The sequence below is a fragment of the Nostocoides japonicum T1-X7 genome (assembly GCF_001046855.1).
Classification (GTDB): domain Bacteria; phylum Actinomycetota; class Actinomycetes; order Actinomycetales; family Dermatophilaceae; genus Nostocoides; species Nostocoides japonicum.
The window spans coordinates 3,291,596-3,313,260 of record NZ_HF570958.1 but is presented as its reverse complement, the minus strand read 5'-3'; the positions used below and the strand labels follow the sequence as shown (position 1 = coordinate 3,313,260).

Here is a 21,665-nt window from a genome sequence, read left to right as displayed (position 1 = left end):
CACCCCGCCTGGCGGTCTGGCACCCGATCGGGGTCTGTGCACCATCGGTGTCCGTCGGTTCCGTCGATGCACCAGTCGGTAGCCGAACCGAGGCGTCGAGCCCGGCGCCGTCGTCGATGCCCGTCAGGGCACCGCGGTGCGGAACGCCGCATACGCTCATGACATGACGGTGACCGGCTCCCCATCCACGGCGACGACCGGCCTCGAGGACATCGACGCTGTGGCCGATCTGCTTGTCGGCTGCTCGCCCCTCGTCCTCACCGGGGCCGGCATGTCGACCGAGAGCGGCATCCCCGACTACCGCGGGCCGGACGGGCAGCGTCGGGTCCGGCCGATGCAGTATGCGGAGTTCGTCGGGTCCAGCCTGGCTCGGCAGCGGTACTGGGCGCGGTCCTACGTCGGTTGGCAGCGGTTCCATCGGGCCCGGCCCAACGTCGGGCACGAGGCGGTCGCCGCGTTGCAGGCCGCCGGGCGGGTCGGGCCGGTCATCACCCAGAACGTCGACGGACTGCACCAGCGCGCGGGGACGCGCGACGTCATCGACCTGCACGGCTCGCTGGCGGACGTCGTCTGCCTCACCTGTGGTGACCGGAGCGACAGGCGCGACCTCGACGCGCGGATGGCCGAGGCGAACCCGGCCTTCGAGGTGACCAGTGACGAGATCCGTCCCGACGGCGACATCGCCCTCGAAGAGGTCCATGTCGAGGCCTTCCGCGTGCCGACCTGTCAGGTGTGCGGTCGCGACACCCTCAAGCCCGATGTCGTATTCTTCGGCGAGTCGGTGCCCAAGGCCCGGGTCGAGCGGTGCCTGGCTCTCACCGATGCCGCGCGCGGGCTTCTCGTGCTCGGCTCCTCCCTCGCCGTGATGAGCGGCTACCGGTTCGTCCGCCGTGCTGCGGCCCGGCGGATCCCGGTCGGCATCGTGACCCACGGACCGACCCGGGGTGACGCGGAGGCCACCGTGCGTCTCGACGCCCCCCTCGGCCGAACCCTCGCCGCACTCGCGGCGGCGGTGGGCGCGTCGGCACAGGTCGCACCTCAGGCCGGTGGATGACGGGCACCGCCGACGGCGCGCACCCTGTCACGGTCCGCGCCGGGCGGCCCGAGGACGCCTCCGCGCTGCGGGCCATCTACGCCCATGCCGTGAGGGCGAGCATCGCGACCTTCGACCTCGAGGAGCCCGGCGAGGCACACTTCGCCCAGGTCCTCGCTCACCCGAACCCGACCCTGCCGCTGCTCGTCGCGTCCGCAGGTGATCGGGTCGTTGGGTATGCCTACGCCTCGGTCTACCGGGTCCGGCCCGCTTACGCCGCGACGCGGGAGACGAGCATCTACCTCGATCCGGCCTGGATCGGGCGGGGCATCGGGCGGACGACCTATGCCGCGTTGCTCCGTCATCTCGACGACGTGGGGTGCCACACCGAGCTGGCCGTCATCGCCCTGCCGAACCCGGCGAGTATCGCGCTCCACACGTCCCTCGGCTTCACCCACGTCGGGACGATGCGCGAGGTCGGTCGCAAGTTCGACCGATGGGTCGACACCGCCTGGTATCAGCGCCGCGCCCCGCTCGCCGACGGTCCCGCCAGACCCGGCGCACCGACGTCCCGCGACACGGCGAGTCCCTGAGCGGTCGACCGTGATCGACCCGCCCGACCGCGACGGACCCGACGCCCCGGCCGCAGCGGACCCGCTGATGGTCACCCACCCGGGTCGAGCCCGTTGAGGTGCCCGGTCGAATCGGATCAGCCGTGCGGTCGGGCCGGATCAGATGCGGCGGAGCACGGCGACGACCTTGCCGAGGATCGTCGCGTCATCACCGTCGATCGGCGTGAACATCGGGTTGTGCGGCATGAGCCACACCTTGCCCTTGGCCCGCTTGAACGTCTTGACGGTCGCCTCGTTGTCGAGCATCGCGACGACGATGTCGCCGTTCTCGGCCGTCTGCTGCTGATGCACGACGACCCAGTCCCCGTCGCAGATGGCGGCATCGACCATCGACTCGCCGGCGACCTTCAGAAGGAAGAGGGATCCCTCGCCGACGAGCTGGCGGGGAAGCGGGAAGACGTCCTCCACCAGCTCCTCGGCCGTGATGGGCACGCCCGCGGCGATCTTCCCCAGGAGCGGCACATAGCTCGGCTCGGGCTGCGTGTCGTTGATCCCCGTCTCGTCCACGACCGACTCGACAGGCGGGCGACGGTGGCCCCGACGGCCTGGTGCACTCGGCGAGACGATCTCCATGGCGCGGGGCCGATGGGGATCGCGGCGGATCCACCCCTTGCGTTCGAGCGTCATCAGCTGGTGCGCCACCGAGCTCGGTGACGTGAGGCCCACGGCCTCTCCGATCTCCCGCATGCTCGGTGGGTAGCCCCGGCGGTCGACCGAGTTCCGGATCACCTCCAGGACCCGGCGCTGTCGCACGGTCAGCCCGTCTCCCTGCTCCCGGTCGGGCATCTCGGAGACGCTCGCGCCGTCCTTGTCGTCCGTCGTCATCGGCTTGACCTCGTTCTCGCTGCTCAGGGGCCTGTCGGTGGCCCGTGGTGGAGTGTCTTGCATCACGAACGATACTAGCGAGATCGAACAGGATTATCAAACATGAGTTCGAGAAATGCTTGCGGGTATCGATCGTCACGTGCTAGACATCGTACAGACAGTCGGTAGAACACTCGTACGACACGCCGTCGACGAGGGCTTTGGAGGAGATCATGAGCGCAGCAGCAGCCGCCTACGCACCGGCCTCAAGACAGGGCACCCCGTGCCGTCCTCGACTCGTGTCCGTGCCCACCGGGCCCGCCGTCGATGGACCTGCCGGGGTTCGTCGACGCCTGCGACCCACGCCGCTCGGGCGGCTCGTGGTGCTCGTCGTCGTCGCCGGTCTGGTGACCGGTCTCGCCTTCACGGCCATCGGCGGTGGTGGAGGTCCAGCTCGCACGATCACCGTCGAACCCGGCCAGACCCTGTCCCAGATCGCCGCCGCCAGACTCCCCGCGGTGCCCGTCGACGACGCCGTGGCGAGGATCCGGCTGGCGAACAACCTCCCGAGCGCGCAGGTTCAGGCCGGTCAGCGGCTCGTCATCCCGGGAGGCTGACGTCATCCGGGCCAAGACCGGCCCTGGGGCGAGGCATCGTCCGGGCGTTGGTCCTGGGGGAGTCCTGGGGGAGACCTTGGGGAGACCGGGCTCGGGGCGAGTGGTCGTCGGGCGCCGGCCCTGGAGTGCGACCGGCCCTGGAGTGCGACCCACCCTGGAGTGAGACCGGTCCTGGAGCGAGACGTCATGGGACGCCGGCCCTGGGACCGAGACGTGGTGGGCCGGGCCGGGGCGACCGTCAGACGTCGAAGGAGAGCGGCAGGCCGACGAAGGACGCGAGCCGCTCGGCGGCGCCGTGGATCGGCTCGAGGGTGGCGTCCCGCACGGCCGGGGACACGTGCACCCGGACCCGGACCGCGGTCGGCGACACGATGCGGCGCCAGGTGCCCACGTCGCGGCCGTCGACGACGACCGCGCCACCTCCGACCTCGGCCGGCGACAACCGGCGATCTCCACGGACGTGCTCCTCGACGCGAGGGAACGGCGTCCGGACGTAGCTGAGGACGACCTCGTCGAAGGTCGGCAGGAGCAGCCCGCGATGCCTCGAGCCCCGTGACGCGCGGGGAGGAGCCGCTGGGTCGAACCACTGCTCCTCGCCCTCGACGACGGCCGCCGCCAGCCGGTCCCCGGCCGCATCGAGCCCGCGCCGCACCTCACGCGTCGTGACGGCCGCCCACCGGACGAGGTCGGCGACGCCGGCCGGGCCGTGGCCATGGAAGAAGCGAGTGACGAGCCGGACGAGGGACTCGTCGCGCTCCGCCGGTGGATCGGGATCGGGCGCCAGCCGCTCCTCCAGGAGGGCATACGTGTGCTCGCGGCCGTCGTGCGGCCCAGAACAGACCACGCCTCTCAGCTCGGCGAGGAGGAGGACGTGGGCCAGTCGCTCGCCGGGTCCGGGGAGCCCCCGGTCGGCGAGCAGTGGGCCGAGCTGCTTGCGCGTCAAGGCGTGTCCACCGGACAGCAGCTGGGCGACCGCGTCGATGGACGCCGCGATCGTCCGGTCGTCGAGCTCCAGCTGCCGGTGTCGGGAGGCCATACCGCGCTCCACCGTGGCGGACGTGAGCCCGAGCAGCCACCGAAGGTCCTCGGCCGCGACGTAGTGCCAGGTGGGCCGCAGGACGTGCGTCCGGACGAAGGTCCCCGCGTCCTGCTCGGCGCGGACCGCGCCATGCGTGTCGCGTCGCGAGCGAAGGCCGAGCGACCAGGTGGCGAGGGGAGCGTCCTGCGCCTGGACGGCGAGCAGGGTGCGAACCGCATCGGCCGCCGAGGGCAGAGCGGGCGACGTCAGACGCTGGGTCGCGAGACGACGGGAGACGGCCCACTCCAGGGAGCGCGTCCTCAGGCCGTCGCGGATCATGCTCCCCACTTCGCGGCGAGCGCGCGGATGACCTTCGCGTTGCGGTTCGTCGCGACGCCGATCCGCTTCTCCACGGCGGCGTTCGACATCCGTGCCTCGTGGTACGGCTTGCCGTAGAGGAAGTGGACCGCCTGCCCACGGACGACGACGACCTCGTCGTCGAAGCCGTGGTTCTCGACGGTCGCCACCTGGTCGGGCGTCGCCGGGTGCTTGAGCAGGCTGACATAGTGGCCGTGCTCTGCCGGATGACGGGCCGCGAGGCTCTCGACATCCTCGGCGAGCGCCGTCAGCTCCTTCGGAGTGAGGGCGACGACGTCGATGGAGAAGCCGCGATCCCGTGCCAGCAGGGCCTCCACGTCCTGCTCGATCTTCGCCCGTGAGCGGGTCGGGGAGTCCAGTCGGACGTTCCCGGTCTGGATGTGGGTCTCGACGTCCGCATACCCCGCACGAGTGAGCACCGCCCGTAGCTGCGCCATGGGGAACGGACGCTTCCCCACGTTGACGGCTCGGAGGAAGAGGATCCACGTCGTCATGAGGCGACCGTATGCCGTGTGCTCGCCTCCGTCAGCAGTGACGGGTGTATCAGGACATCCGGCGCCGGCTCCTATGAGCATGAGGACCTTGACCACCCGGCGCACCGCCCGCCGCAGCCACCACCCGCAGGTGGCGTGCGACGCGCTCGGTCGCTGGCACTGGAGCTGCGGCTGTGGAGCCGGCGCGCGCGGCGCGTCCGGACCCGCCGACTGGCACTGGGCGGTCACCGGCGCTCTGGTCCACCAGTCGTTCTGCCCCGGGGAGTGAGGTCGGGGGCCCACCCTCCCGCCCGACGGGCAGGCGGACTCGGCCGGACCACCAGATGTGGGAACCATCGGTCACATCCACCCCAGGAGTAGTGCTGCGACACGCCGACGGGGACGCGACACGCGGACGGTCGCCGCGGCATCCAGGTCGCTGACCTGCGCAGACGCAACCAACCGCCGATCGGGGCGGGTAGCTGTTGCGTCCTGGGTCACACCACGCCTAGTATCCCTATATCTAGTGGTTACACCGTTGTAGTTCGTCCACATGTAGTGCACATCTGCGCCGGGGTTGCCCACAGGTCATCAACAGCCCGTCCCCATCGTCATCCACCGGATGCCGGCACCGGGGCGGGATGCGGATGCCCGTCGTCGACGTTGTACCGGAGGGAGGAGGAGCCATGCACTGTCCGTTCTGCCGGCATACCGACTCCCGGGTCATCGACTCGCGGACGACCGACGACGGCACGTCGATCAGGCGCCGTCGTCAGTGCCCGGAGTGCGGTCGGCGGTTCACGACGATCGAGTCGGCGAGTCTCTCGGTCGTCAAGCGGTCGGGGACGACCGAGCCGTTCAGCCGCGACAAGGTCCTCGTGGGCGCGCGCAAGGCATGCCAGGGCCGCCCGGTCAGCGAGGACCAGCTCGCCCGGCTCGCCCAGCGGGTCGAGGAGACGATCCGGCAGGCGGGCACGGCCGAGGTCGAGGCGCACGAGGTCGGTCTCGCCGTGCTCGAGCCGCTGCGCGAGCTCGACGAGGTCGCCTACCTGCGCTTCGCGTCGGTCTACCAGGCCTTCGAGTCCCTCGAGGACTTCGAGGCCGCCATCACCCTGCTGCGTGCCGAGCAACCGGCCACCGGCCGGGAGCCCACCCGCACCTAGAGCCCGGTCGTATGCCGCGTGCCCGGGGCCACGGCATACGGCCGCTCCCACATCGAGCCCCGGACGGGACTCGAGACGACAGGCACCACCGGACCACCGAGAACGAGCCCGCCACCGGAGGGCTGTCGGTGGTCGCCGATAGAAACAGAAGAGCAACACAGGAGGAGCAGACATGACCGAGACCGCACGCGCGGGCTCCCGCAGGGGCAAGTCCGCCGGCGTCAGGATCGAGCGCATCTTCACCACGCCGGGGGTGCACCCGTACGACGAGGTGACGTGGGAGAAGCGTGACGTCGTCCAGCAGAACTGGAAGACGGGCGAGACGATCTTCGACCAGCGCGGTGTCGAGTTCCCCGACTTCTGGTCGGTCAACGCGAGCACGATCGTGACGACGAAGTACTTCCGCGGGGCCCTCGGGACGCCCGAGCGGGAGGGGTCGCTGCGCCAGCTCATCGACCGGGTGGTCCTCACCTACGCGAAGGCGGGCAAGGACCACGGCTACTTCGCCTCCGAGGACGATGCCGAGATCTTCGAGCACGAGCTGACCTGGGCCCTCCTCCACCAGGTCTTCAGCTTCAACTCGCCGGTCTGGTTCAACGTCGGCACGAAGAGCCCGCAGCAGGTGAGCGCCTGCTTCATCCTGTCCGTCGACGACTCGATGGAGTCGATCCTCAACTGGTACAAGGAGGAGGGCTTCATCTTCAAGGGCGGCTCGGGCGCAGGCCTCAACCTGTCGCGCATCCGCTCGTCGAAGGAGCTGCTCTCCTCCGGCGGCACGGCCTCCGGGCCCGTCTCCTTCATGCGCGGCGCCGACGCCTCCGCGGGCACCATCAAGTCCGGGGGTGCGACCCGCCGCGCGGCCAAGATGGTCGTCCTCGACGTCGACCACCCCGACATCGAGGAGTTCGTCGAGACGAAGGCGCGCGAGGAGGACAAGATCCGGGCCCTTCGCGACGCCGGGTTCGACATGGACCTCGGCGGCAAGGACATCGTCTCGGTCCAGTACCAGAACGCCAACAACTCCGTCCGTGTCAACGACGAGTTCATGCGGGCCGTCGAGGAGGGGACGGAGTTCGGGCTGCGCTCCCGCAAGGACGGCTCGGTCATCGAGACCGTCGACGCCCGCGAGCTGTGGGGCAAGATCGCCAAGGCGGCCTGGGAGTGCGCCGACCCCGGCATCCAGTACGACGACACGATCAACGACTGGCACACCAACCCCGAGACCGGTCGCATCACGGCGTCCAACCCGTGCTCGGAGTACATGTCGCTCGACAACTCCTCGTGCAACCTCGCCTCGCTCAACCTGCTGAAGTTCCTCCGCGCCGACGACACGTTCGACGCCGAGACCTTCCAGGCGGTCGTCGAGCTGGTCATCACCGCGATGGACATCTCCATCTGCTTCGCCGACTTCCCCACCGAGGCGATCGGGCGGACGACGCGCGACTACCGTCAGCTCGGCATCGGGTATGCCAACCTCGGCGCGCTCCTCATGGCGACCGGGCACGGCTACGACTCCGAGGGCGGTCGCGCGCTCGCCGCGGCGATCACCTCGCTGCTCACCGGTGCGGCCTACAAGCGGTCGGCGGAGCTTGCCGGGGTCGTCGGGCCGTATGCGGGGTACGCGCGCAACGCCGACGCCCACAAGCGGGTCATGCGCAAGCACCAGGCAGCCAACGACGCGGTCCGCACCATCGGCACGATGGACAAGGACATCCACCGGCTCGCCACGAAGGCATGGGACGACGTCGTCCGAGTCGGCGAGAAGAACGGCTTCCGCAACGCCCAGGCGAGTGTTCTCGCGCCGACCGGCACCATCGGCTTCATGATGGACTGCGACACGACGGGCATCGAGCCGGACTTCTCGCTCGTCAAGTTCAAGAAGCTCGTCGGCGGCGGGTCGATGCAGATCGTCAACCTCACCATCCCGCGGGCTCTGAAGAAGCTCGGGTATGCCGAGGAGACGATCGAGGCGATCGTCGAGTACATCGCCGACAAGGGGCACGTCGTCGACGCCCCCGGCCTCAAGCCGGAGCACTACGAGGTCTTCGACACGGCGATGGGGGAGCGGGCGATCAGCCCGATGGGGCACGTGCGGATGATGGCGGCGACCCAGCCCTTCCTCTCCGGTGCCATCTCCAAGACGGTCAACCTGCCGGAGACGGCGACCGTGGAGGAGATCGCCGACGTCTACCTCCAGGGGTGGAAGCTCGGTCTCAAGGCGCTGGCCGTCTACCGCGACAACTGCAAGGTCGGGCAGCCGCTCTCCGACGGGGGCAGCAAGGCCAAGGACGACAAGGCGGCGGCCGATGCCGCCGCGGCCGCGCCGGTCACCGTCGAGAAGGTCGTCTACCGGCCGACCCGCGAGCGGCTCCCCAAGCGCCGCCACAGCCAGACGACGTCGTTCGCCGTCGGCGGCGCGGAGGGGTATCTCACGGCGGGCGCCTACGACGACGGCCGGCTCGGTGAGGTCTTCCTCAAGTTCGGCAAGCAGGGCTCGACGCTCGCGGGTGTCATGGACGCCTTCTCGATCGTCACCTCGGTCGCGCTGCAGTACGGCGTGCCGCTGGAGACCTTCGTCGAGAAGTTCACGAACATGCGCTTCGAGCCGGCCGGCATGACCGACGACCCGGACGTGCGGATGGCCCAGTCGCTCATGGACTACGTCTTCCGCCGCTTGGCGCTGGACCACCTCGACTTCGAGACCCGGTCCTACATGGGCATCTACACCGCGGAGGAGCGGGCCCGCCAGCTCGAGACCGGCTCCTACACGCCGGCGGTCGAGGAGTCCGACGAAGAGCTCGAGGAGGAGATCGAGTCCCTGTCCCAGGGCATCGGCGCTTCCTCGAAGAAGTCGACACCGACGCCCGCCGACGGCGAGGCGGGCTCGGGTGCGGCGGACCTGGAGGTGAGGTCGGGCTCCGGAGCCGCCTCGGCTCGTGAGGTCGGCGTCGAGATCCACTCCTCGCAGGATCTCCTCGAGAAGTTCCAGGGCAAGGCGGCCGACGCCCCGATGTGCATGACCTGCGGCACGAAGATGCGTCCCGCCGGCTCCTGCTACGTCTGCGAGGGCTGCGGGAGCACGAGCGGCTGCAGCTGAAAGCGGGACGACAGCGGCTGACACCGACAGCCGTCGGTCTCCGGCCACGAGGCCCGAGACCGACGGCTGTCGGCACGTTGGCACGTCGGCATGTCGAGGAGCCGGACGGTCGAGGTAGTCTCCGCCGGAGCAGGCCGGTGGACGCGTCAGGAGTGTGCCGGCATACAGGTCAGGAGCAGGGCATGTCCTACGTCGTGGACTTCACGAACGTCTCGACCGTCGGTCTCGAGTCGTCGCCGGTGGCGGAGGCGCTCGCCGGCCTCCGGGCGAACGAGGCCCGCTACCTGAGGAACAAATACGGCCACGTCTTCACGGTGGAGCCCGCGAGCCAGGCCCAGGAGACCATCGACTGGGTGCACGGCATCCTCAAGGACGAGCGCGGCATCGTTATCGCCTCCCCGCCGCTCGAAGCGACCGGCTTCGAGGTCGAGGGCATCCGGATGGCCTACCTGTTCTACGAGAGCGGCCTGTCGATCAACGTGATGTACACGATCGACGACGCCAAGAAGCGGGCCGTCGGGTTCAAGCTCTCCGAGGGGATGGAGATCCCTGAGGAGCTCGCCTCGACGTTCAAGTTCGCGCGGCAGAAGTCGAAGCTGGCCGGGACCATCCGGGGCTCCTACTTCACCTTCAAGAACGACCACTGACCCGCCAGAGCCGGCAGGCAGCGGGGCTACCCGAGGATCTCCATACCGGTTTGGGCCGGTTCCGACCGACCGCCGGGTGGGGACCGCCGGCCGTCGCGTTGGGCGGCAGCGCCCGCGAGGACGACGAGGGTGATGCCGAGCAGCTGGGCGGGCGCCGGGGTCTGGCCGAGGACGAGGAGTCCGAGGGTCGTGCCGATCGCCGGCTCGAGGGCCATGAGCGTCCCGAACGCGGCCGGAGTCATGTGCCGCAGCGCGACCATCTCGCACGCGAACGGCAGGACCGGGAGCAGGACCGCGAGCCCCGTGGCGGTGGCGACGATGCCGGCAGTGAGGTGCCCGGCGGCCTGGGGGATACCCCCGACGGCGGCCGTGAGCGCGGCGACGGGGATCGTGATGGTGAGCCCTCCGATGCCGCCGAACCGGTCGCCGACGCGCTGGGTGAGCAGGATGTACGTGCCCCAGCCGATCGCGGCGAGGGCCGCGAAGCCGAGCCCCGCGGGGTTCGCCTCGCCGCGCCAGGGCTGGGTGAGCAGGACGACCCCGGCGAGGGCGAGCGCGGGCCAGGCGAGAGCCCGTCGGCTGTGGCTGCGGACGGCGGCGACGGTGAGCGGGCCGAGGAACTCCACGGCGACCGCGGTGCCGAGCGGGATGCGCTCGATGGCCGCGAGGAAGCACGTGGTGATGAGGCCGGTCGTCACGCCGAGGCCGAGCAGGGCAGGAGCGTCGCGCCGGCGGATCTGACGGAGCGGCGGCCGGGCGAGGACGAGGATGATGAGGGCACCGGCTGTGAGGCGCAGCCAGGCCGTCCCGGCTGCCCCGACGGCTCCGATGAGGTGCACCGACAGCGCCGAGCCGAGCTGGACGGACAACATCGCGGTGACGGCGAGGGCCCACGGCGGCACGGGAAGCCGAGCGTGGGACGGCGCCGTCATGGCACGGCCCGGTCGCGGTCAGGCATGCTCGTCCTCCACCGGCGGTGCGGCTCCGACGCCCGGCTCGAAGACTGCCAAGGAGAAGCGGGCGGTCCCGGCGCCCGTGTTGGCATACGAGTGCGCCACGTCACCGCCGAACGTCAGCGCATCGCCGGCCGCGAGGACGACCGCCACGTCCCCGATCCGCACCGTCACCGTGCCCTCATGGACCTGCATGAGCTCGCCCGTCCCCGGCGTGTGCGCCTCGCTCGCGTGGGACTCCGCCGGCCCGAGGGTCCAGTCCCACAGCTCGACGACGTCCGGCGGCTCCGTCCCGGCGACCAGGACGCCCGTTCCGCCCGCCTCGCCGGTCCACAGGACCGCGCCCTCGCCGGAGCGGACGACCCGGGGCCGTGCCGGAAGGGGCATCTCGACGAGCGACGGCAACCCGATCCCCAAGGCGTCGCTGAGCCGGAGCAACGTCCCGACGCTGGGGTTCGCCGCGCCCTGCTCGACGTTGACCACCATCCGCCGGCTCACCCCGGCCGCCTCCGCGAGCCGGTCCAGCGTCCAGTGCCGCGCCTGACGCTCCTGGCGGACCCGGGCGCCGATCGCCGCCGCGAGAGCAGACACGGACGCATCCATGAAGTGCATCATACTGCACTCGAAGTGCACCGTATGCCGTCCATGCTGGCAAGCCCGCAGACGCAGGCCCGTGTCAGTCGGGCAGCGGCTCGGCGCCCTCGATCGTCACGGGCTCGGGCATCGCGACTCGCCGGGACTCCGCGAGATGCCACATCCACATCGCGAGGCCGCCGACGGTCATCGCGAGGCAGGTCGCCGCGAGGGTGCCGACCGTCCGGGTGACGAACGGCGCGAGCGCCCCGGCGGTCACCGCGTTGAGGACGAGCGGGATGAAGGTGAGGGCCGACGCCGCCGCGCCCCGCGTGGCGGGGAACATGTCGAGGACGATGAGCTGCATCGTCGGCCAGGCGACAGCGCTCCCGAACGCCACGAGCCCGGGACCGATGACGGCATACGGCAGGGTCGCACCCACGGGGGACAGCGCGATGGCGAGGTTCACGCCGGCCCCGGCGACCCCGAAGAGCTGACCGCCGAGGACGAGGCGCCGTCCGCTCACCCGGCCCGCGAGCCGGCCGCTCAGCCAGGCGCCGAGCGCGACTCCCGAGATCATGGGGACGAAGAACATCCAGAAGTCCTGCGCTCCCCGGTGGAGCAGGTCGACGACGAAGATCGCGGCCGACCCGATGTAGAGGAACTGCGCGCCGAACGCCAGCGCACCCGCCCACGCGACGCGGTGGAAGGTGAGGCTGCCCGAGATCGTCCGCAGGCCGGTGAGCAGCGGGCGTGGGGAGAAGGGCACCCGCAGCTCGGCGGGGTGCGTCTCGGGCAGGACGAACGCGACGAGGGCGATGAGCAGGATCGAGACGCCGGTGAGGAACCAGAAGATGACCCGCCAGGGACCCAGCTGGAGGAGGAGACCCCCGATGACCGGTGCGATGGCCGGCGCGATCGAGAAGATCATCATGACCCGGCTCATCAGCCGCTGGGCCTCGGGGCCGTCGTAGACGTCGCGGATGACCGTGCGGCTCACGATGACGCCTCCACCGGCGGCCAGCCCCTGGAGCACCCGGAACCCAAGCAGGACAAGGAGGTTCGGGGAGAGGGCGCAGCCGATGGATCCGATGCCGTATGCCGCGAGCCCGCCGATCATGACCGGCTTGCGTCCGAGCGCGTCCGACAGCGGGCCGTGGAAGAGGCTCATCACCGCGAAGGACAGCAGGTAGGCGCTCACGAGCTGCTGGGTCCCGTCGGTGCCGACGCCGAAGTCACGCTGGATGGCCGCGAACGCGGGGAACGCCGTGTCGATGCTGAACGGGCCGAGCATCGACAGGCCGGCGAGGATGGCGGGGAGCACGATCCGTACCCGTTGCGACAACGGCCGCTGTGCGGGGGAGGGCGGCGTCGACGTCACCGCGCCACCCTATGGGCGGCGACGGGGCGAGGTTGAATGGCGGTATGCGCCGTCTGCTCGTCGTCCACCACTCACCGACCCGCTCGCTCCGGTCCCTCACCGACGCGGTCCTCGAGGGGGCACAAGACGACGCCATCGACGGGGTCGAGGTCGTCTCCTGCGCGGCCCTGGACTTCGCGACGGGGGTGGCGGACGCCGACGACCTCCTCGGTGCCGACGGCTACCTGCTCGGCACCTCGGCGAACTTCGGGTACATGAGCGGCGCGCTCAAGCACGTCTTCGACTCCACCTACCTGCGGATCGGCGGCGCGCTGTCGGCCGACGGGTCCGCCGACCCGAGCGAGGGAGCGACGAAGGGGCGGCCGTTCGGCCTGTACGTCCACGGGCGGTACGACACGACGGGTGCCGTCCGCTCCGTCCTCTCGATCGTCGGCAGCCTCGGATGGCGCCAGGCCTCCGAGGTGCTCGAGGTGCTCGGCGACGTCGGCGAGCAGGAGCGGGCGCGTGCGTACGAGCTCGGCGCGACGGTCGCCGCCCTCCTCATGGAGGACTGAGCCGGCCGGGTGACGGGCGGCCGAGCCGACGACGCCGGGTAGGCCGAGGCGAGCCGACGACGCGGGGCGAGGGGACGGGTCGTGGCGGGCAGACGGCATACGCCGTGCTTGGATGCACCCCATGGATGAGACGACGACGACCATCCCCTCGGGGTCCGACGACGGCACGCGGCTGTTCCTCTACCGCTGGTCACCCGACGGCGAGGCGCGGGCGGTCGTCCAGCTCGCGCACGGCATGGGCGAGCACGCCGCGCGCTACCGCCGCTTCGCCCAGGCGCTCACCGAGGCCGGCTACGTCGTCTACGCCGACGACCACCGGGGCCACGGGCGCACGGCCGGATCGCCCGAGGAACACGGACGGCTCGGCGACGGAGGCTGGCAGGCGCTCGTCGACGACCTCGGCGCGGTGGGCGCACACGCCCGGTCCGAGCACCCTGGGATCCCGCTCGCGCTCTTCGGCCACAGCATGGGTTCCTTTGCGGCGCAACAGTATGCGCTGGACCATAGTGCCGACCTCGACGCGCTCGTGCTGTCCGGGAGCACGGCGTGCGACGTCATCGTCGCCCAGCTCGACCCCGACGCGGAGACCGACCTGTCGGCCTTCAACGAGCCGTTCGAGCACCGGACCGGGTACGAGTGGCTGAGCCGCGACGAGGCCGAGGTCGACGCCTACGTCGCCGACGCCGCCTGCGGCTTCGGGCTCGACGCGGCGGCCACGCGCCAGATGGTGGAGGGGCTTCCCCAGACCGGCGACCCGGGGCGGCTGGCGGGCGTTCGCGACGACCTGCCGATCCTCGTCGTCTCCGGCTCGGACGACCCGCTCGCCGGTGGCGGCCAGCTCGTCGAGCTCGTCGGGCAGCGCTACCGGGACGCCGGGGTGCGGGACGTGACCGTCACCGTGTACCCCGGGGCGCGGCACGAGATCCTCAACGAGACCAACCGCGACGAGGTGACGGCCGACATCCTCGCCTTCCTCGGTCGCGTTCTCTAGCCCTGCTCGTCCTCCTCGGCATACGGATAGTCGTCGTCCCCGGGGAGAGCGATCGACTGTTCGACCCAGTCGGCCTCGTCGGCCTCGACGTCGGCCACCCGGATGGGCTCCTCGGGCAGCGGCTCGCCCTCGGCAGGCACCTCGTCGTCCGGCTCGAGCGGCTCGTTCTGCTCCTGCACGTCCTCCGGGGGAAGGTCGTCGCGCAGCATGCTCATCACGTCCTCCTTCGGTGGTTGTCTGTCCGGCCCTCCATTGTCCGCCATCGGACGCCGCGGTGGCGAGCGCTGAGGTCGTCGGTCCACCGGACAGCGACCGCTCTCACCCGGCCCGGAAGCGCTGGTACCGGGCGTCGAGTCGTTCCCGGTCCGGCTGGTCGCGCCGACGGAGGGGGACCGTGAGCACGCGCCCGTGCATCTCCTGCAGCCCATGTCGGAGCATGGGTCCGTCGATCGCGTGACGCCCGGCGAGGGTCGCCTCTACGCTCGGCGGATGATCGATCACTTCGGCATCAACTGTGCGGACTACGAGGCGAGCACGACCTTCTACGACACCGTTCTCCAGGTCCTCGGATACGGCCGGGTCATGGACTTCGGCGCGGCCATCGGGTATGGCGCGGAGGGCCACCCCGCCTTCTGGATCACCCGGTGGGACGCGGGCGGCGAGCAGCGGGAGATGCACCTGGCCTTCCAGGCGACCGATGCAGCCGCCGTCCGGGCCTTCCACGAGGCCGCGACGGGCCTCGGGGCGCAGGTGCTCCACGAGCCGCGGCTCTGGCCGGAGTACCACGAGGGCTACTACGCCGTCTTCGTCCGGGACCCCGACGGCAACAACGTCGAGGCGGTATGCCACCACGGCGACTCCTGAGCGTCCTCGCCGCCCGAGCCGGTCGCTCGCGGGTGGATCGGCCACCCTTGGGGCGACGGCTGTCTCACCCGCGAGCGGGTCCGGGCGGGTCGCCCACCGAGAACCTCCTTGTGCGGGACGGCATACCCATGCCTAGGGTGAAGAAGTGACAGCAGCCGAGCGTCCGCAGATCAACACCGTCGGGGAGCTTCGCGCCTCCGGCCACGTCCAGAAGTCCCTCCGCGAAGAGGTCCGCGACAACCTTCTCGCGGCCCTCGCCGAGGGCCGCGACCCCTGGCCGGGCATCCAGGGCTTCGAGTCGACCGTCATCCCCCAGCTCGAACGCGCCCTCATCGCGGGTCACGACATCGTCCTGCTCGGCGAGCGCGGCCAGGGCAAGACGCGCGTGCTGCGCACCCTCGTCGGCCTTCTCGACGAGTGGTCGCCGGTCATCGCCGGCGCGGAGCTCGGCGAGCACCCGTACGAGCCGATCACCCACGCGAGCATCCGCCGGGCCGCGGAGCTCGGCGACGCCCTGCCGATCGCCTGGCGGCACCGGTCCGAGCGGTATGCGGAGAAGCTCGCCACGCCCGACACGAGCGTCGCGGACCTCATCGGCGACGTCGACCCGATGAAGGTGGCCGAGGGCCGCAGCCTCGGGGACCCCGAGACGATCCACTTCGGGCTCGTCCCGCGCAGCCATCGCGGCATCGTCGCCGTCAACGAGCTGCCGGATCTCGCCGAGCGCATCCAGGTCGCCCTCCTCAACGTCATGGAGGAGCGGGACATCCAGATCCGCGGCTACGTCCTGCGCCTCCCGCTCGACGCCCTCGTCGTCGCGAGCGCCAACCCGGAGGACTACACGAACCGCGGCCGCATCATCACGCCGCTCAAGGACCGTTTCGGCGCCGAGATCCGCACCCACTACCCGACGCGCATCGAGGACGAGATGGCCGTCGTCCGCCAGGAGGCCGAGCTCGTCGCCACCGTGCCGGACCACCTCGTCGAGATCCTCGCCCGCTTCACCCGCGGGCTGCGGGAGTCGAGCGCGGTCGACCAGCGCTCCGGCGTCTCCGCCCGGTTCGCCATCGCCGGTGCCGAGACGATCGCCGCGGCGGCGCTCCACCGATCCACCGTCCGGCACGAGGACGATCCGGTCGCCCGTGTCGTCGACCTCGAGACGGCCGTCGACGTCCTCGGCGGCAAGATCGAGTTCGAGACGGGCGAGGAGGGACGCGAGCACGACATCCTCACCCACCTCCTGCGGCAGGCGACGGCCGACACGGTCCGGGAGCACTTCCGCGGCATCGACTTCGCCCTCCTCGTCGAGGCCATCGAGGACGGAGCCGTCGTGGTGACGGGCGAGCAGGTCACCGCGCGGGACTTCCTCACGGGGCTGCCGGTCCTCGGCGAGTCCGAGCTCTACGACGAGGTCATCGAGCGCCTCGGCGCCACGAACGACGGGGAGCGGGCCAGCGCCATCGAGCTGGCCCTCGAGGGCCTCTACCTCGCCCGGAAGATCAGCAAGGACTCGGCCGGGGGAGAGACGGTCTACGGCTGATGGCCCGCGACCTGCACCGTTCCCGCTACGCCCGGTATGCCGGGGGTCCCGACCCGCTCGCGCCCCCCGTCGACCTCGCCGAGGCCCTCGACGCCATCGGCGAGGACGTGATGGCCGGCTACTCGCCCGAGCGGGCCATGCGGGAGTTCCTCCGGCGGGGTGGTCGGAACCGGCAGGGCCTCGACGACCTCGCGGCGAAGGTGGCGCAGCGCCGCCGCGACCTGCTCCGGCGGAACCGGCTCGACGGCACGATGGAGGAGGTCCGCGAGCTGCTCGACCGCGCCGTCCTCGCCGAGCGCAAGCAGCTGGCGCGCGAGCTGGAGGACGACGCCCGCTTCGACGAGATGCGGATCGAGAACCTCCCGTCGTCGACCGCCGCGGCGGTCAACGAGCTGTCGGACTACCGCTGGCACAGCAGCGACGCCCGGGAGGACTACGAGCGGATCAAGGACCTCCTCGGCCGGGAGCTGCTCGACCAGCACTTCAAGGGCATGAAGCAGGCGCTGGAGAATGCGACCGACGAGGACCGCGAGCGGGTCAACGACATGCTTCGCGACCTCAACGACCTCCTCGCGGCCCACGCGCGCGGCGAGGACACCGACGAGCAGTTCCGCGACTTCATGGACAAGCACGGCGAGTTCTTCCCCGAGAACCCCCAGTCCGTCGACGAGCTCCTGGACTCCCTGGCCCAGCGGGCCGCCGCCGCGCAGCGGATGCGCAACTCGATGACCCAGGAGCAGCGCGACGAGCTCGACCAGCTCGCGACCCAGGCCTTCGGCAGCCCGGCGCTCATGGAGTCCCTCGCCCAGCTCGATGCGAACCTGCGGGCGCTGCGCCCCGGCGAGGACTGGACGGGCGGGGAGCGGTTCGACGGCGAGCAGGGAGTCGGCCTCGGCGACGGCACCGGCATCCTCCAGGACCTCGCCGACCTCGACGATCTCGCCGAGCAGCTGTCCCAGCAGTACAACGGGGCCCGCCTCGACGACGTCGACCTCGACAAGCTGGCCCGCCAGCTCGGCGACGAGGCCGCCGTCGACGCCCGCACCCTCGCCGAGCTCGAGCGGGCCCTGTCCGAGACCGGGTACCTCAGACGAGGCTCCGACGGTCAGCTACGGCTCTCGCCCAAGGCGATGCGGCAGCTCGGCAAGGCGCTCCTCCGCGACGCCGCGACCCGCCTGTCCGGGCGCCAGGGGCAGCGGGACCTGCGGCAGGCCGGCGCGGCGGGCGAGCTGTGGGGCGCGACCCGCGAGTGGCAGTTCGGCGACACCGAGCCGTGGGACGTCACCCGCACGGTGACCAACGCCGTCCAGCGCGTCGCCGCCGACGGTGGGGACCCGAGCCACGGCGTCCGGCTCGACATCCGCGACGTCGAGGTGAGCGAGACCGAGGCCCGCACCCAGGCCGCCGTCGCCCTCCTCGTCGACACGAGCTTCTCCATGGCGATGGACGGCCGGTGGGTGCCCATGAAGCGGACGGCGCTCGCCCTCCACCAGCTCATCAGCTCCCGCTTCCGGGGCGACCACCTCCAGCTCATCGGCTTCGGGCGGCACGCGCAGGTCATGGACATCGAGCAGCTGACGGCCCTCGACGCCATGTGGGACAAGGGAACCAACCTGCACCACGCCCTGCTCCTCGCGAACCGGCACTTCCGCCGGCACCCGAGCGCCCAGCCCGTCCTGCTCATCGTCACCGACGGCGAGCCGACCTCCCACCTCGAGCCCGACGGCGAGGTGATGTTCAGCTACCCACCCCATCCGCTGACCATCGCCTACAGCATCCGCGAGCTCGACAACGCCGGCCGGATGGGCGCGCAGACGACCTTCTTCCGGCTCGGGGAGGACCCCGGCCTCGCCCGGTTCGTCGAGTCGATGGCGCGACGGGTCGGTGGCCGCGTCATCGCTCCCGAGCTCGACGACCTCGGGGCCGCCGTCGTCGGCTCCTACCTCGGGTCGCGGGGGAGCTCGTCGTCGTCCGGGTCGGCATACGGCGACTGGTTCGGTGGCCGGGGGTACTGGGTCGGGGACTGAGGACCGACCGGCATTCGGTATGCGGGGCCCGCCCCTCGTCCCCGCCCGGCCCGATCCCGGTGTCCCGGGAGCCTGAGCTACCTCAGGCCGCGACGGCGGAGCACGCCCGCGAGGACTGGGTGGTTTCCCGATGTGGCGGCCTACCTCAGACGGCGAGCCTTGACGGTGTCAGCACATCGAAGGAGCCGTCATGAACTTCATCCCCACCGACCACGACGTCGTCGCAGCCGAGACGCGGTACCGCATCGAGCGGGCCACCGGATCCGCGGAGGCGCACCACGACGCCGACCATCGCACGACGCCGGACCACCACCACGCGCTGCGTGACGCCGCCCGCCGCATCTGGTCTCTCAGCCGGCGCGGCGAGGAGCAGACGCAGTGGCCGGTCGGCGTCCAGAGCGGCTCGACCGCCGCCGCACGCCGGGCCACGCACACCGCCGTCCACCGTGCCGCTCACTGAGACCCGCCATGATGAGGGGGTGCCACCCCTCATCACCCCTGCCCGGCCGCTCGTCGGGCGCTCGGCGGAGCTCGCGGCCCTGCGCCGGAGGGTGATCGACGTCCCCACCGCATCGGTCACCCTCCTCGGGGGCGACGCCGGCGTCGGCAAGACACGGCTGCTCGCCGAGCTCGTCGCCGAGGCCGAGCGAGCGGGCGCCGTCGTCCTCGTCGGGCACTGCCTCGAGCTCGGCGACAGCAACACCCCCTACCTGCCCGTGTCCGAGCTCCTCGGCCGCGGTGTCCGCGACGACCCCCGGGTCGAGGACGTGCTCTCCCGTCACCTCGAGCTCGGGCCGCTCCTGCCCTCCGCCCTGCGCGACACCGCCGACACCGACGCCGCGACCGACCCGCTCGACCTCTTCGACGCCGTCCATGCGGCGCTGGAGGATCTCGCGGCGAGCGGGCCCGTCCTCGTCGTCGTCGAGGACGCGCACTGGGCGGACCGGTCCACGCGCGAGCTGCTCACCTTCCTCCTCGGCCGCGGGTTCCGGGGCCCCGTGGCCCTCGTCGTGTCCTACCGGGCCGACGACCTCCACCGGCGTCATCCGTTGCGTCCGAGGCTCGCCGAATGGTCCCGCCTGCCGACCGTGGAGCGGATGGTCCTCGCGCCCATGCCCGACGCCGATGTCGCCCTCCTCGTCCGCGTCATCGAGCCGGAGGTCACCGACGAGGAGGCCGCCGGAATCGTCGCGCGCTCCGGCGGCAACCCGTTCTTCGCCGAGGAGCTCGTCGCCGCGCGCGGCTGCGGACTGCCCGACGACCTCGCCGACCTGCTCCTCGTCCGGGTCGACGCCCTGCCCGAGGACACCCGCCGCGTCCTGCGGGCGGCCTCCGTCGAGGGCCGCGTCGTCGACCACGACCTCCTCGCCGAGGTCGTCGACCTCCCCCGCGCCGACCTCGAGCAGGCGCTCCGGGCCGCGGTGGACCTCCACCTCGTCGAGGTCACCGGGTCCGGCGCCTACGCCTTCCGGCACGCGCTGCTCGCCGAGGCGATCCTCGACGACCTCCTTCCGGGAGAGCGCGTCGACCTGCACCGCCGGTATGCCGAGGCCCTCCGGGATCGCCGGGGCCCGCGGGCGAGCGCCGCCCTCGCCTACCACGCCCGGCAGGCGGGCGACATCGCGCTCGCGGCGCAGGCGTCGTTCCGGGCCGGCAAGGACGCGATGGCCGTCGGTGGGCCCGCCGACGCGGCACGTCACTTCGAGGACGTCCTCGTCCTCCTCGCCGAGAACCCGGCGCTCGTGGGAGACCTCGACGCCGACGTCGTCGAGGTCTCCCTCAAGGCCGGCGCCGCCCTCCTCGCGTCCGGCGACCCCCATCGCGCCCTCGAGCTGTTCCGTGCCCAGTACGCCGGGCACACCGGCGATCTCCAGGAGCGCGCCCGCCTCGTCGCGGCGATCAGTGACGCCCAGCTCTACATCGACCAGGCGGAGCCGGACCTCGCGCTCGTCGACGAGGCGATCGGCTGGCTCGACCGGACCGACCCGAACAAGACGATGGCGGCGCTCTGGGCCAACAAGGCGCGCATGCTCATCACGGTGGACCGCTTCGACGAGGCGACGATCGCCGCGACGGAGGCGCTCGGCATCGCCCGCGACCTCGAGCTCGCCGACCTCGAGGCGGACGTCCTCATGACGATGGCCCGGCTCGACGACTTCCGAGGGGACAGCGAGGGGTCGCTCGCGGCGCTCAGGGGGCTCATCGAGCGCACCGCCGCCGCCGGGGACGTCCAGGGCGAGCTGCGGGCCCGGCACCAGCTGGCCCGCGTGTCGGCCCGTGCGGACGACTTCTCGGGAGCGGTCGACATCCTCGCCGACGCGGTCTCCCGGGCGGCCGCGCTCGGCGTCCCGAGCGACCCGTTCGCCATCGAGGCACGCGCCCTCGGGGCGCACTACGCCGTCATCGTCGGTCGCTGGGAGGTCGCCGACGTCCTGCTCGACACCGAGCGGCTCGGCTTCCCGGCCCTCGCGGAGTCCTCGCTCGACGCGACCCGGATCACGCTCGCGGCGCTGCGGGGAGACGCCGACGCGGCGCTCGCCATGCTTCCCGACCTCCGGTCGGCGTGGCCCCACGACATGTTCACGACGGTCCACTCGACCGCCGCGGCGATCGACGCGTATGCGGCGAGGGGCGATCTCGAGGGTGCTCTCGCCGTGCACGACGAGGCGGTCACCCTCATCGGACAGGTCTGGGCGCTCCCGGTCTTCGACGCCCGGGCCCGGCTGTCGGCCCTCGTCCTGGCCGCCCTCGCCGATGCCGTCGTCGGGGGCGCCGACCCCGGTCCCTTCCTCGACCGGGTCGCCCGGCTCACCGACGTCGTGGCCACCGTGGCGGCGAGGCGGGAGGGCCAGGGTGTCGAGATGAGGGCCTGGCTGCGGCGCGCCGAGGCCGAGGCGGCGCGGTTCGCGTGGGCCGGCCG

21 protein-coding genes are annotated in these 21,665 nt (G+C 71.6%); 14 read left to right on the top strand and 7 right to left on the bottom strand.

The genetic code is table 11. From position 1 onward, the window contains the following. The first annotated feature begins 163 nt into the window (after positions 1-163). Together BN12_RS15005 and BN12_RS15000 are read left to right on the top strand one after the other, a co-directional pair. Complete coding sequence (locus BN12_RS15005) at positions 164-1,054, top strand: NAD-dependent protein deacetylase (RefSeq protein ID WP_048556455.1); 891 nt, start codon at positions 164-166, stop codon at positions 1,052-1,054. Continuing rightward, a complete protein-coding gene (locus tag BN12_RS15000; RefSeq protein WP_048553695.1) occupies positions 1,051-1,626 on the top strand; it encodes a GNAT family N-acetyltransferase in 576 nt (191 codons plus the stop codon). Before BN12_RS15005 ends, BN12_RS15000 begins: the two co-directional genes overlap by 4 nt. Before the next feature lie 138 nt (positions 1,627-1,764). Here the strand turns inward: BN12_RS15000 and lexA are convergent, their stop codons facing one another. Further along, on the bottom strand, positions 1,765-2,490 hold the full coding sequence (gene lexA / locus BN12_RS14995) for a transcriptional repressor LexA (RefSeq protein ID WP_048553688.1): 726 nt from the start codon (positions 2,488-2,490) through the stop codon (positions 1,765-1,767). A gap of 212 nt (positions 2,491-2,702) precedes the next feature. Here lexA and BN12_RS23870 point away from each other — a divergent pair, with 212 nt between their 5' ends. After that, a complete protein-coding gene (locus tag BN12_RS23870; protein WP_157635511.1) occupies positions 2,703-3,086 on the top strand; it encodes a LysM peptidoglycan-binding domain-containing protein in 384 nt (127 codons plus the stop codon). A gap of 238 nt (positions 3,087-3,324) precedes the next feature. Here the strand turns inward: BN12_RS23870 and BN12_RS14985 are convergent, their stop codons facing one another. Both BN12_RS14985 and BN12_RS25260 read right to left on the bottom strand, forming a co-directional pair. Continuing rightward, entirely contained in the window at positions 3,325-4,443 is a 1,119-nt protein-coding gene (locus BN12_RS14985) for a winged helix DNA-binding domain-containing protein (protein ID WP_048553686.1), read from the bottom strand. Further along, complete coding sequence (locus BN12_RS25260) at positions 4,440-4,976, bottom strand: DUF1697 domain-containing protein (RefSeq protein ID WP_048553683.1); 537 nt, start codon at positions 4,974-4,976, stop codon at positions 4,440-4,442. The genes BN12_RS14985 and BN12_RS25260 overlap by 4 nt, the downstream gene beginning before the upstream one ends. Positions 4,977-5,055: 79 nt before the next feature. On the opposite strand from BN12_RS25260, the gene BN12_RS25255 reads away from it, so the two are divergent. The 4 genes from BN12_RS25255 (at position 5,056) to BN12_RS14960 (ending at position 9,862) form a co-directional block, all read left to right on the top strand. Further along, positions 5,056-5,244, top strand: coding sequence for a hypothetical protein (locus BN12_RS25255; protein WP_162233088.1), 189 nt, complete (start codon positions 5,056-5,058; stop codon positions 5,242-5,244). 397 nt (positions 5,245-5,641) lie between these two features. Beyond that, on the top strand, positions 5,642-6,118 hold the full coding sequence (gene nrdR / locus BN12_RS14970) for a transcriptional regulator NrdR (RefSeq protein ID WP_048553680.1): 477 nt from the start codon (positions 5,642-5,644) through the stop codon (positions 6,116-6,118). 172 nt (positions 6,119-6,290) lie between these two features. Next, positions 6,291-9,215: a vitamin B12-dependent ribonucleotide reductase gene (locus BN12_RS14965; protein ID WP_048553679.1), complete on the top strand. Its 2,925-nt coding sequence runs from the start codon at positions 6,291-6,293 to the stop codon at positions 9,213-9,215. A 182-nt stretch (positions 9,216-9,397) separates the two neighbouring features. Beyond that, positions 9,398-9,862 carry a hypothetical protein gene (locus tag BN12_RS14960; protein WP_048553678.1) on the top strand — a complete coding sequence of 155 codons (465 nt, stop codon included), beginning with the start codon at positions 9,398-9,400 and terminating at the stop codon, positions 9,860-9,862. A 26-nt stretch (positions 9,863-9,888) separates the two neighbouring features. Here BN12_RS14960 and BN12_RS14955 read toward each other — a convergent pair whose 3' ends face one another. The 3 genes from BN12_RS14955 to BN12_RS14945 all read right to left on the bottom strand — a co-directional run bounded on the left by BN12_RS14955 (position 9,889) and on the right by BN12_RS14945 (position 12,769). Next, complete coding sequence (locus BN12_RS14955; RefSeq protein WP_048553677.1) at positions 9,889-10,794, bottom strand: EamA family transporter; 906 nt, start codon at positions 10,792-10,794, stop codon at positions 9,889-9,891. Positions 10,795-10,812: 18 nt separating this feature from the next. Next, the gene (locus BN12_RS14950; RefSeq protein WP_048556453.1) at positions 10,813-11,418 is read right to left on the bottom strand and encodes a helix-turn-helix domain-containing protein; all 606 of its coding nucleotides are present in this window, start codon (positions 11,416-11,418) and stop codon (positions 10,813-10,815) included. A 73-nt stretch (positions 11,419-11,491) separates the two neighbouring features. Beyond that, positions 11,492-12,769: a multidrug effflux MFS transporter gene (locus tag BN12_RS14945; protein ID WP_235432422.1), complete on the bottom strand. Its 1,278-nt coding sequence runs from the start codon at positions 12,767-12,769 to the stop codon at positions 11,492-11,494. Between the two features lie 44 nt (positions 12,770-12,813). Between BN12_RS14945 and BN12_RS14940 the strand changes: the two genes are divergently transcribed. Together BN12_RS14940 and BN12_RS14935 are read left to right on the top strand one after the other, a co-directional pair. Further along, a complete protein-coding gene (locus BN12_RS14940) occupies positions 12,814-13,323 on the top strand; it encodes a flavodoxin family protein (RefSeq protein ID WP_048553672.1) in 510 nt (169 codons plus the stop codon). 121 nt (positions 13,324-13,444) lie between these two features. Next, a complete protein-coding gene (locus BN12_RS14935; RefSeq protein WP_048553668.1) occupies positions 13,445-14,314 on the top strand; it encodes an alpha/beta hydrolase in 870 nt (289 codons plus the stop codon). On the opposite strand, the gene BN12_RS14930 is transcribed toward BN12_RS14935, so the two are convergent. After that, positions 14,311-14,529 carry a hypothetical protein gene (locus BN12_RS14930; protein WP_048553666.1) on the bottom strand — a complete coding sequence of 73 codons (219 nt, stop codon included), beginning with the start codon at positions 14,527-14,529 and terminating at the stop codon, positions 14,311-14,313. The two genes, BN12_RS14935 and BN12_RS14930, sit on opposite strands and share 4 nt — an antisense overlap. 274 nt (positions 14,530-14,803) lie before the next feature. On the opposite strand from BN12_RS14930, the gene BN12_RS14925 reads away from it, so the two are divergent. From BN12_RS14925 to BN12_RS14905, 5 genes are all read left to right on the top strand, one after another. Then, entirely contained in the window at positions 14,804-15,178 is a 375-nt protein-coding gene (locus BN12_RS14925) for a VOC family protein (RefSeq protein ID WP_048556452.1), read from the top strand. A 145-nt stretch (positions 15,179-15,323) separates the two neighbouring features. After that, positions 15,324-16,718 carry an AAA family ATPase gene (locus tag BN12_RS14920; protein ID WP_048553663.1) on the top strand — a complete coding sequence of 465 codons (1,395 nt, stop codon included), beginning with the start codon at positions 15,324-15,326 and terminating at the stop codon, positions 16,716-16,718. Continuing rightward, complete coding sequence (locus BN12_RS14915; protein ID WP_048553659.1) at positions 16,718-18,745, top strand: vWA domain-containing protein; 2,028 nt, start codon at positions 16,718-16,720, stop codon at positions 18,743-18,745. The genes BN12_RS14920 and BN12_RS14915 overlap by 1 nt, the downstream gene beginning before the upstream one ends. Before the next feature lie 190 nt (positions 18,746-18,935). Continuing rightward, entirely contained in the window at positions 18,936-19,205 is a 270-nt protein-coding gene (locus tag BN12_RS24590; protein WP_048553657.1) for a hypothetical protein, read from the top strand. Between the two features lie 19 nt (positions 19,206-19,224). Then, the coding region (locus tag BN12_RS14905) for an ATP-binding protein (protein WP_048553656.1) at positions 19,225-21,665 on the top strand (2,441 nt) is incomplete at its 3' end.

Excerpts from the sequence above, each read along its gene's own strand:
- BN12_RS15005 (WP_048556455.1), top strand. The coding sequence starts at position 164 with ATGACGGTGACCGGCTCCCCATCCACGGCGACGACCGGCCTCGAGGAC.
- BN12_RS15000 (WP_048553695.1), top strand. The coding sequence starts at position 1,051 with ATGACGGGCACCGCCGACGGCGCGCACCCTGTCACGGTCCGCGCCGGG.
- lexA (WP_048553688.1), bottom strand. The coding sequence starts at position 2,490 with ATGACGACGGACGACAAGGACGGCGCGAGCGTCTCCGAGATGCCCGAC.
- BN12_RS23870 (WP_157635511.1), top strand. The coding sequence starts at position 2,703 with ATGAGCGCAGCAGCAGCCGCCTACGCACCGGCCTCAAGACAGGGCACC.
- BN12_RS14985 (WP_048553686.1), bottom strand. The coding sequence starts at position 4,443 with ATGATCCGCGACGGCCTGAGGACGCGCTCCCTGGAGTGGGCCGTCTCC.
- BN12_RS25260 (WP_048553683.1), bottom strand. The coding sequence starts at position 4,976 with ATGACGACGTGGATCCTCTTCCTCCGAGCCGTCAACGTGGGGAAGCGT.
- BN12_RS25255 (WP_162233088.1), top strand. The coding sequence starts at position 5,056 with ATGAGGACCTTGACCACCCGGCGCACCGCCCGCCGCAGCCACCACCCG.
- nrdR (WP_048553680.1), top strand. The coding sequence starts at position 5,642 with ATGCACTGTCCGTTCTGCCGGCATACCGACTCCCGGGTCATCGACTCG.
- BN12_RS14965 (WP_048553679.1), top strand. The coding sequence starts at position 6,291 with ATGACCGAGACCGCACGCGCGGGCTCCCGCAGGGGCAAGTCCGCCGGC.
- BN12_RS14960 (WP_048553678.1), top strand. The coding sequence starts at position 9,398 with ATGTCCTACGTCGTGGACTTCACGAACGTCTCGACCGTCGGTCTCGAG.
- BN12_RS14955 (WP_048553677.1), bottom strand. The coding sequence starts at position 10,794 with ATGACGGCGCCGTCCCACGCTCGGCTTCCCGTGCCGCCGTGGGCCCTC.
- BN12_RS14950 (WP_048556453.1), bottom strand. The coding sequence starts at position 11,418 with ATGGATGCGTCCGTGTCTGCTCTCGCGGCGGCGATCGGCGCCCGGGTC.
- BN12_RS14940 (WP_048553672.1), top strand. The coding sequence starts at position 12,814 with ATGCGCCGTCTGCTCGTCGTCCACCACTCACCGACCCGCTCGCTCCGG.
- BN12_RS14935 (WP_048553668.1), top strand. The coding sequence starts at position 13,445 with ATGGATGAGACGACGACGACCATCCCCTCGGGGTCCGACGACGGCACG.
- BN12_RS14930 (WP_048553666.1), bottom strand. The coding sequence starts at position 14,529 with ATGAGCATGCTGCGCGACGACCTTCCCCCGGAGGACGTGCAGGAGCAG.
- BN12_RS14925 (WP_048556452.1), top strand. The coding sequence starts at position 14,804 with ATGATCGATCACTTCGGCATCAACTGTGCGGACTACGAGGCGAGCACG.
- BN12_RS14915 (WP_048553659.1), top strand. The coding sequence starts at position 16,718 with ATGGCCCGCGACCTGCACCGTTCCCGCTACGCCCGGTATGCCGGGGGT.
- BN12_RS24590 (WP_048553657.1), top strand. The coding sequence starts at position 18,936 with ATGAACTTCATCCCCACCGACCACGACGTCGTCGCAGCCGAGACGCGG.